The following is a 9030-nucleotide window of genomic DNA, read 5'->3' on the forward strand; positions in this document are numbered from 1 at the left end:
AGCGCGGTCTGGATGTCGTCGACACCGGCGCTGCCATCTCCGTTCCTGTTGGTAAGGCCACCCTGGGCCGCATCATGGACGTACTGGGCAACCCGATCGACGAAGCCGGCCCGATCGGCGAAGAAGAGCGTCGCGGTATCCACCAGCCAGCGCCTTCGTTCGCTGACCAGGCAGGCGGCAACGACCTGCTGGAAACCGGCATCAAGGTTATCGACCTGGTTTGCCCGTTCGCCAAGGGTGGTAAGGTTGGTCTGTTCGGTGGTGCCGGCGTCGGCAAGACCGTGAACATGATGGAACTGATCCGTAACATCGCCATGGAACACAGCGGTTACTCCGTGTTCGCTGGTGTGGGTGAGCGTACTCGTGAGGGTAACGACTTCTACCACGAGATGAAGGACTCCAACGTTCTCGACAAGGTAGCGCTGGTCTACGGTCAGATGAACGAGCCACCAGGAAACCGTCTGCGCGTAGCGCTGACCGGCCTGACCATGGCTGAGAAGTTCCGTGACGAAGGTAACGACGTTCTGCTGTTCGTCGACAACATCTATCGTTACACCCTGGCCGGTACCGAAGTATCCGCACTGCTGGGCCGTATGCCTTCTGCAGTAGGTTACCAGCCGACCCTGGCTGAAGAGATGGGCGTTCTGCAAGAGCGCATCACCTCCACCAAGGAAGGTTCGATCACCTCCGTTCAGGCCGTATACGTACCTGCGGACGACTTGACCGACCCGTCGCCAGCGACCACCTTCGCCCACTTGGACGCCACCGTCGTTCTGTCCCGTGACATCGCCTCCCTGGGTATCTACCCAGCGGTCGACCCACTGGACTCGACTTCGCGTCAGCTGGACCCGAACGTGATCGGCAACGAGCACTACGAGACCGCTCGTGGCGTTCAGTATGTTCTGCAGCGCTACAAAGAGCTGAAGGACATCATCGCGATCCTGGGTATGGACGAACTGTCCGAAAGCGACAAGCAACTGGTAGCCCGCGCTCGTAAGATCCAGCGCTTCCTGTCGCAGCCGTTCTTCGTGGCCGAAGTCTTCACCGGTTCGCCAGGCAAGTACGTTTCCCTGAAAGACACCATCGCTGGCTTCAGCGGCATCCTCAAAGGTGACTACGACCACCTGCCAGAACAAGCGTTCTACATGGTCGGCAGCATCGACGAAGCGATCGAGAAAGCCAAGAAACTGTAATCCCGGCGCCCCGCAAGGGGCGCTAATCAGGTTGAGGCAAGCAGATGGCTATGACAGTCCATTGCGACATCGTCAGCGCGGAAGGAGAAATCTTCTCCGGCCTGGTCGAGATGGTAGTAGCGCACGGCAACCTGGGCGATCTGGGTATCGCTCCAGGCCACGCGCCGCTGATCACCAATCTCAAGCCAGGTCCGATCACGCTGACCAAGCAGGGTGGCACTCAAGAGGTGTTCTACATCTCCGGTGGCTTCCTCGAAGTGCAGCCGAACATGGTGAAGGTTCTTGCCGACACCGTGCAACGTGCTGCCGACCTGGACGAAGCTCAGGCTCAGGAAGCCCTCAAGGCTGCCGAGAACGCGCTGAACACTAAAGGCTCGGACTTCGACTACGGCGCTGCAGCCGCACGTCTGGCCGAGGCGGCTGCTCAGCTGCGTACTGTCCAGCAAATGCGCAGAGGCAAGTAATCCGGCCCAGGCCGCTTACTGCCAGTGCGATTGAGTTAAAGGGTAGCCTCGGCTACCCTTTTTCTTTTTCCGAATTTCTATTTTGGTCACGCAGCTGACCGCCCAGGATTGGTAGCCAGTAATGTCCCTCGATATCGTTATTCTCGCCGCAGGCCAAGGCACGCGCATGCGTTCGGCGCTCCCCAAAGTGCTGCACCCGGTCGCCGGCAACTCCATGCTCGGCCATGTTATCCACAGCGCGCGCCAGCTGCAGCCGCAAGGTATTCATGTGGTCATTGGCCATGGTGCCGAACTGGTCCGCGAGCGCCTGGCCGCCGATGACCTGAATTTCGTCATGCAGGACAAACAGCTGGGTACCGGCCACGCCGTTGCACAGGCACTGCCAGCGCTGACTGCCGATACTGTGCTGGTACTGTACGGCGACGTGCCGCTGATCGAAGTGGAGACCCTGCAGCGGCTGCTGGCCAAGGCCAATGACCAGCAACTGGGCCTGCTCACGGTCACCCTCGACGACCCGACCGGCTATGGCCGCATCGTTCGCGATCAGCAAGGCAATGTCACCGCCATCGTTGAGCACAAGGATGCCAGCGAAGCGCAGAAAGCGATCAACGAAGGCAACACGGGCATTCTGGCGCTGCCAGCGGCGCGCCTGGCTGACTGGATGGGTCGTCTGTCGAACAACAACGCCCAGGGTGAGTATTACCTGACCGACGTCATCGCCATGGCGGTGGCCGATGGTTTGGTGGTGGCTACCGAGCAGCCCCACGATCCAATGGAAGTGCAGGGGGCCAACGACCGTCGCCAGCTTTCCGAGCTGGAGCGCCACTACCAGTTGCGTGAAGGGCGTCGCCTGATGGCCCAGGGTGTAACCCTGCGTGACCCGGCGCGCTTCGACGTGCGCGGTGAGGTGACCGTCGGTCGTGACGTGCTGATCGACATCAACGTTGTACTCGAGGGCAAAGTGGTCATCGAGGACGATGTGCAGATCGGTCCCAACTGTGTAATCAAGAACACGACCCTGCGCAAAGGGGCTGTGGTCAAGGCCAACAGTCACCTTGAAGGTGCGGTCATGGGCGAGGGCAGCGATGCCGGCCCGTTTGCCCGCTTGCGCCCTGGCAGCGTACTGGATGCCAAAGCCCATGTGGGTAACTTTGTAGAACTGAAAAACGCTCACCTTGGAGAGGGTGCCAAGGCTGGCCACCTGACGTACCTGGGCGATGCCGAAATCGGCGCCCGTACCAACATTGGCGCAGGTACCATCACCTGCAACTACGACGGTGCCAACAAGTTCAAGACAGTGATGGGTGAGGATGTATTCATCGGTTCGAACAACTCGCTGGTAGCGCCTGTGGAAATCCAGGCCGGCGCCACTACCGCCGCCGGTTCTACCATTACGCAGGCTGTTGAAGCAGGTGATCTGGCAGTGGCCCGGGCACGCCAGCGCAACATCCCAGGTTGGAAGCGGCCGGAGAAGATCAAGAAGAGCTGATTTATCCACAGCTGCTTCCCTCGAAGCCGACCTATGTGAGTAAGTCGGCTTTTTTGTGCGCTATGCAACCCGATGTGTGGCCGCGGCCAGTGTGGGAGCGGGCAAGCCCGCGAACACCGGCAAAGCCGGTGCCATACATCGCGGTGCCGGCTTAGCGGGCAAGTCGGATTGCCGCACCGCCGCTCCCCAGAGAAAAATTGCCGCCAGTAAAGTTATACACAGCTTGACGAATCGCTCATCTTAGGTTTTGATTGCAATCATTATCTTTCGAAACGAAATTTAACTGATCATGTCGAAACGAAACACCCCTCAACGTCGCCACAACATCCTGGCCATGCTCAGCGAGCTGGGCGAAGTGAGTGTGGATGCCTTGGCCAAGCGTTTCGAAACCTCGGAAGTGACCATTCGTAAGGACCTTGCCGCGCTGGAGGCGAACGGCCTGCTGCTGCGCCGTTACGGCGGTGCAGTACCGGTACCGCAGGAAATGCTCAGCGAACCCGCGCAACCGGTCTCTGCCTACAAGAAGGCTATCGCCCGTGCAGCGGTGGGGCGTATACGCGAGCATGCTCGTATCATCATCGATAGCGGTAGCACGACCGCCGCTATGATTCCGGAACTGGGCCGCCAGCCCGGTCTGGTGGTGATGACCAATTCGTTGAATGTGGCTCGCGCCATCAGCGAGGTCGAGCACGAACCGGTACTGCTTATGACCGGCGGAACCTGGGACCCGCACTCCGAATCGTTCCAAGGGCAGGTCGCCGAGCAGGTCCTGCGGTCTTACGATTTCGACCAGTTGTTCATCGGTGCCGATGGCATCGACCTCGCGCGGGGCACCACCACCTTCAACGAGTTGCTTGGCCTGAGCCGGGTAATGGCTGAGGTCGCCCGCGAAGTGATCGTGATGGTCGAGTCGGACAAGGTGGGGCGCAAGATCCCCAACCTCGAGCTGCCCTGGGGCAGCGTGCATACCCTTATTACAGATGAACGCCTGCCCGCAGCGGCACGCGAACACATTCAAGCCCGCGGCATCAACCTGATCTGTGCCGCGATCAGCCAGGAGCAATAATTCATGTGTGGAATCGTTGGTGCCGTCGCCGAACGTAATATCACCGCCATCCTGATCGAAGGCCTCAAGCGGCTTGAGTACCGTGGCTACGACAGCGCCGGCCTGGCCGTGCTCACCCAGGACGGCCAGCTGCAGCGTCGCCGCCGCATCGGCAAGGTCAGCGAGCTGGAAGCGGCCGTTGCTGCCGAGCCGCTGAGTGGCCGGCTGGGTATCGCCCACACCCGCTGGGCGACGCATGGTGCACCCACCGAAGGCAATGCCCACCCGCACTTCTCTGCTAATGAAGTAGCGGTAGTGCACAACGGCATCATCGAGAACCACGAAGAGCTGCGCGAAGAACTGAAGGGCCTGGGCTATGTCTTCGCCTCGCAGACCGATACCGAAGTCATCGTGCACCTGATTCACCATACCCTGAAAAGCGTGCCGAACCTGGCAGATGCGCTGAAGGCGGCCGTGAAACGCCTGCACGGTGCCTACGGCCTGGCACTGGTCAGCATCCACCAGCCTGATCGCCTACTCGCCGCACGCAGCGGCAGCCCGCTGGTCATCGGCCTGGGCCTGGGCGAAAACTTCCTGGCATCCGACCAACTGGCCCTGCGCCAGGTGACCGACCGCTTCATGTACCTGGAAGAGGGCGATATCGCCGAGATCCGTCGCGATCAGGTCACCATCTGGGACCAGGCCGGGCATGAAGTCCAGCGCGAAACCGTGCAGTACCATGAAGGCGCCGAGGCCGCCGACAAGGGTAACTACCGCCACTTCATGCTCAAGGAAATCCACGAGCAGCCAACCGTGGTTCAGCGCACGCTGGAAGGGCGCTTGGGTAAAGATCACGTTCTGGTCCAGGCCTTCGGCCCTCAGGCTGCAGAGTTGTTTGCCAAAGTGCGCAATGTGCAGATCGTTGCCTGCGGTACCAGCTACCACGCAGGCATGGTCGCCCGATACTGGCTCGAAGGCCTGGCCGGCATCCCTTGCCAGGTGGAAGTGGCCAGTGAATTCCGCTACCGCAAGGTGGTGGTGCAGCCAGACACCCTGTTTGTGTCCATTTCGCAATCTGGCGAAACCGCTGACACCCTCGCTGCCCTGCGCAACGCCAAGGAGCTGGGCTTCCTAGGCAGCCTGGCAATCTGCAACGTGGGTATCAGCTCGCTGGTCCGTGAGTCGGACCTGACCCTGCTGACCCTCGCTGGCCCGGAAATCGGCGTGGCCTCGACCAAGGCCTTCACCACCCAGCTGGTGTCGCTGATGCTGCTGACGCTGGCGCTCGGCCAAGTCCGCGGCACCTTGCCGGCCGGTGTCGAGGCCGACCTGGTCGAAGAGCTGCGCCGCCTGCCGACGCGCCTTGGCGAAGCCTTGGCCATGGACGCCACCGTCGAGAAAATCGCCGAGCTGTTCGCCGACAAGCACCACACCCTGTTCCTCGGCCGCGGTGCCCAATACCCGGTGGCGATGGAGGGCGCACTCAAACTCAAGGAAATCTCCTACATTCACGCAGAAGCCTACCCAGCTGGCGAACTGAAGCATGGCCCATTGGCACTGGTGGACAACGATATGCCGGTGGTGACCGTTGCGCCGAACAACGAACTGCTGGAGAAACTGAAGTCCAACCTGCAGGAAGTACGGGCCCGTGGTGGTGAATTGGTGGTGTTCGCGGACGAACATGCGGGCATGACTAATGGCGAGGGCACCCACGTGATCCAGGTGCCGCACATCGCCGATGCCCTGGCGCCGATCCTGTACACCATTCCGCTGCAGTTGCTGTCTTACTACGTGGCTGTGCTGAAAGGCACCGATGTGGACCAGCCGCGTAACTTGGCCAAGTCGGTTACGGTTGAGTAACGCGTGAGCGGGGGGACTTGAGATGTTTTTGAATAATAAAGGTTGTCACAAAACAATAAAGGTTGTCACAACGTAATAAAGGTTGTCACAAGGCAGGCTCTGACCGCACATCGGGCCGGAGCCAGGCCTTGGAGATTCGGGTGACAATCCTCTACCCAACGCTGTGACTGTTGTCCTGGCTTAGCCCGCTCTCTGGGGTGTCCCCTGTGCACGACACCTGTCCTCGTCCCGGTCGAGCGGGTCGCCCAATTTTGAGCGACTCGAACAATGGCATCCATGCCCATAGCTCCGGTCAAGGCTGCACATCGCAAGCTGATGACCCAGGCAAAAATAGATAAGAAAATTCAATCGGGTCGTGGGTGTGGAGTCAGAGATTCCTATAAGCCATGGATCAAAGTGTGGGAGATCAAATCAAAGGGTGTCTCTCATATGATCGCGGGAGTTAAAATTCACCGCACACACCACCTGCTGTCCAATGCAGAGCGAGATTACTTAACTGTACTTGAGCACGATGCCTCGATCATCGATATCCGAGAGCAGTATCCTCTGCTGACACAGGCTGAGACCCAAGCAATTGCCTCAAGTATTAACTGTCGCCACCCTGTATATCCTGGCACGCAAATACCTGTCGTTATGACGACGGACTTTCTCGTTACCTTCTTAGATTCCTCTGGCGAAACAAGGCTAGCTGCTCGATCAGTGAAATACCGAAAAGAGTTTGAGCAAGCTGATCTTCAGGCGCGTAATCGAATAGCAGAAAAGCTAGCCATCGAAGAAAAATACTGGGCAATGAGGGGGGTGGACTGGAAGCTGGTCCTGCATGAAAACCTCTCAAAGATAAAATTAGCGAACCTCAAGATTCTCAGGACATACGCCAGTATTCATCCCTCGTTACCGACGGAGAAGAACATCGGCAATTTGCTTGGATACATTGAGGAGGCAAAGACGGATCAAATACCGTTAAAAATTCTTTTGGATAAAGCGTCTCGTGACCTTTACATTGAATATATGGGGGTAAAGCGCCTCTTCCATCACCTGCTATGGAACGGTCGTTTAGAGTCAGATCTTACCTCGAAAATAATAAGCATGTCGCAGCCGTTGCACATATGGCCGAATCAAAGGTCAGCGGCTTTGTCTCTGCCAAACGAGGTTTCCCATCATGCTTGATCTTAAAATCAACAGCATTGTCACTCCTGGCGAAGAACCTAGCCTACTAAAAAAAGCGGTTCGGATTTTAGGCATAGATGATGCTTCTGTAATTGTGATTGAGCTGAGTACGAATCCCAGCAAGCCGTGGCAGATCGAGCGGTCCGTTTTGATTGACGATATTGACGCAGGGCGCGCAATCTTAAGTCGAGAAATGGTGCCCTTACATCTGCTCAGAAGTGATGATGAAATTAGTGAAAATGAAAAATCGAGCCGAAATCGTAACTGGAGCCTTATAAGAGGGTTAGTAGAAGATCGCTCCGCCTTGGAAATTCTTGGACCGGGTTTTGGAAAGCTGGTTGCTAGGCATGCCCTAGAGGCAGGAGTAGAGCGTAAACAGATATACCGGCTTCTATACCGCTACTGGAGCATGGGGCAGACACCTAACGCGTTTCTATGGAACACTAGTGCTTGCGGTGGTCGGGGAAAGAAAAAGGATCGATCCTCAGGCATTATCCCCGGTAGGCCGCGTAAGTATCGTGGTGTCGTTGTCAATGATGGTGGTGCTATCACGCTCGAACCGCGCCATCTCTCTCATATCCGTTTGGCTTACGGGCGGGTTGCTAGCGGCAAATGCGGCACCCTGAAAGATGCACATAAGTGGATGTTAAACAAATTTTATAGAGAGACTCTGCCAGACGGCTCGAAAGGGAATATTGTACGCGGCAGTTACCCGACTACTACCCAGCTCAGATATCACGGTAAGCTTTTTTTCGATGATCTTTATAAACTTAAGGTGCGTGGCGGTTCTGTTCGATACAACAAAGATCATCGTGCTATCGTTGGCGCAGCTTCCCAAGGCCTGATGGGTGCGACCCATCGATATGAGATAGATTCCACCATCGCTGATGTATATTTAGTGCATCGCGTTAACAGGCTATGGCTCATAGGACGCCCCATACTTTATGTGGTCGTCGATACCTTTACTAGAATGATTGTAGGGATTCACGTGGGCCTTGAGGGTCCCAGTTGGAATGGGGCTCGACACGCGATATACAATGCTTGCACCCCAAAGGTCGATTTTTGCAAGCGATACAATGTTGAAATAGATGAGGCTGACTGGCCGTGCTCGCACTTGCCAGTCGAAATTGTTGCTGACCGGGCCGAACTTCTAAGTGAGGCTGGGGCAACGCTGTCGCAAAGCTTGGGACTAGCGGTGCAAATTTTGCCCCCCTTTAGGCCTGATTGGAAAGGGATCATCGAAAGCCGCTTCCGTCTGATCAATGAACACCTGGACTTGAAATTTGTTCCAGGCGGAGTAGATGCTCGTAAAATGGAGCGTGGTGATAGGGACTACCAACTCGATGCGATTTTGGATATCGACGAGTTCACAGAAATGGTTATTGTAGGGGTCTTGGCGCACAATAAGAGCCTACGCATACCACACCTATTAAGTCGCGAGATGATTGCCGACGGTATAGAAGCGACGCCTATAGCAGTTTGGAATTGGTCTAAAGCTAATAGTCCTATCAATTCTAAAGTGGTTTCTCCGGCTGAGTTGAAAATTGCTTTACTGCCCTCTCAAGAGTGTCGTATCAGTCGAGGCGGTATTGTTTTCCAAGGCGTCCAATATACATGTCAAACAGCCTTGCGTGAGGAGTGGTTGGAGCGCTCACACAATCTGCGGACGAAGTATGTTCGAGTATTCTACGATCCTAACTCTATTGAAAATTGTTGGATCAAGTCCGAAGCAGGTTTTGAGGCTTTAACTATTGTACCGCAGCAACGGCAGAAATATGGTGGACTCCGTATGGAGGAGGTTCTTGATATGGT

The 9030-nt window shown here is 56.7% G+C and carries 7 protein-coding genes; all 7 read left to right on the top strand.

The window, feature by feature from the left end:
• A partial coding sequence (gene atpD, locus APH30_RS24625; RefSeq protein ID WP_054914015.1) for a F0F1 ATP synthase subunit beta occupies window positions 1-1193 on the top strand: 1193 nt, incomplete at its 5' end.
• A gap of 44 nt (window positions 1194-1237) precedes the next feature.
• Window positions 1238-1657 (top strand): F0F1 ATP synthase subunit epsilon, encoded by a 420-nt coding sequence (locus tag APH30_RS24630; RefSeq protein WP_029886844.1) that lies wholly within the window; start codon window positions 1238-1240, stop codon window positions 1655-1657.
• A 121-nt stretch (window positions 1658-1778) separates the two neighbouring features.
• Window positions 1779-3146 carry a bifunctional UDP-N-acetylglucosamine diphosphorylase/glucosamine-1-phosphate N-acetyltransferase GlmU gene (gene glmU / locus APH30_RS24635; RefSeq protein ID WP_029886843.1) on the top strand — a complete coding sequence of 456 codons (1368 nt, stop codon included), beginning with the start codon at window positions 1779-1781 and terminating at the stop codon, window positions 3144-3146.
• A gap of 286 nt (window positions 3147-3432) precedes the next feature.
• Window positions 3433-4212: a DeoR/GlpR family DNA-binding transcription regulator gene (locus APH30_RS24640; protein ID WP_174824181.1), complete on the top strand. Its 780-nt coding sequence runs from the start codon at window positions 3433-3435 to the stop codon at window positions 4210-4212.
• Between the two features lie 3 nt (window positions 4213-4215).
• Window positions 4216-6051, top strand: coding sequence for a glutamine--fructose-6-phosphate transaminase (isomerizing) (gene glmS / locus APH30_RS24645; protein ID WP_054914016.1), 1836 nt, complete (start codon window positions 4216-4218; stop codon window positions 6049-6051).
• A 267-nt stretch (window positions 6052-6318) separates the two neighbouring features.
• The gene (locus APH30_RS24650; protein WP_054914017.1) at window positions 6319-7218 is read left to right on the top strand and encodes a TnsA endonuclease N-terminal domain-containing protein; all 900 of its coding nucleotides are present in this window, start codon (window positions 6319-6321) and stop codon (window positions 7216-7218) included.
• Window positions 7211-9030: Mu transposase C-terminal domain-containing protein (locus APH30_RS28435; protein ID WP_082416252.1), on the top strand; the 1820-nt coding region annotated here is incomplete at its 3' end. The genes APH30_RS24650 and APH30_RS28435, both read left to right, overlap by 8 nt.

The sequence above is a fragment of the Pseudomonas sp. NBRC 111127 genome, assembly GCF_001320345.1.
Taxonomy (GTDB): Bacteria; Pseudomonadota; Gammaproteobacteria; order Pseudomonadales; family Pseudomonadaceae; genus Aquipseudomonas; species Aquipseudomonas juntendi.

What these genes read in the sequence shown, in the direction of transcription:
- glmU (WP_029886843.1), top strand. Translation starts at nt 1,779, where the DNA reads ATGTCCCTCGATATCGTTATTCTCGCCGCAGGCCAAGGCACGCGCATG.
- APH30_RS24630 (WP_029886844.1), top strand. Translation starts at nt 1,238, where the DNA reads ATGGCTATGACAGTCCATTGCGACATCGTCAGCGCGGAAGGAGAAATC.
- APH30_RS24650 (WP_054914017.1), top strand. Translation starts at nt 6,319, where the DNA reads ATGGCATCCATGCCCATAGCTCCGGTCAAGGCTGCACATCGCAAGCTG.
- glmS (WP_054914016.1), top strand. Translation starts at nt 4,216, where the DNA reads ATGTGTGGAATCGTTGGTGCCGTCGCCGAACGTAATATCACCGCCATC.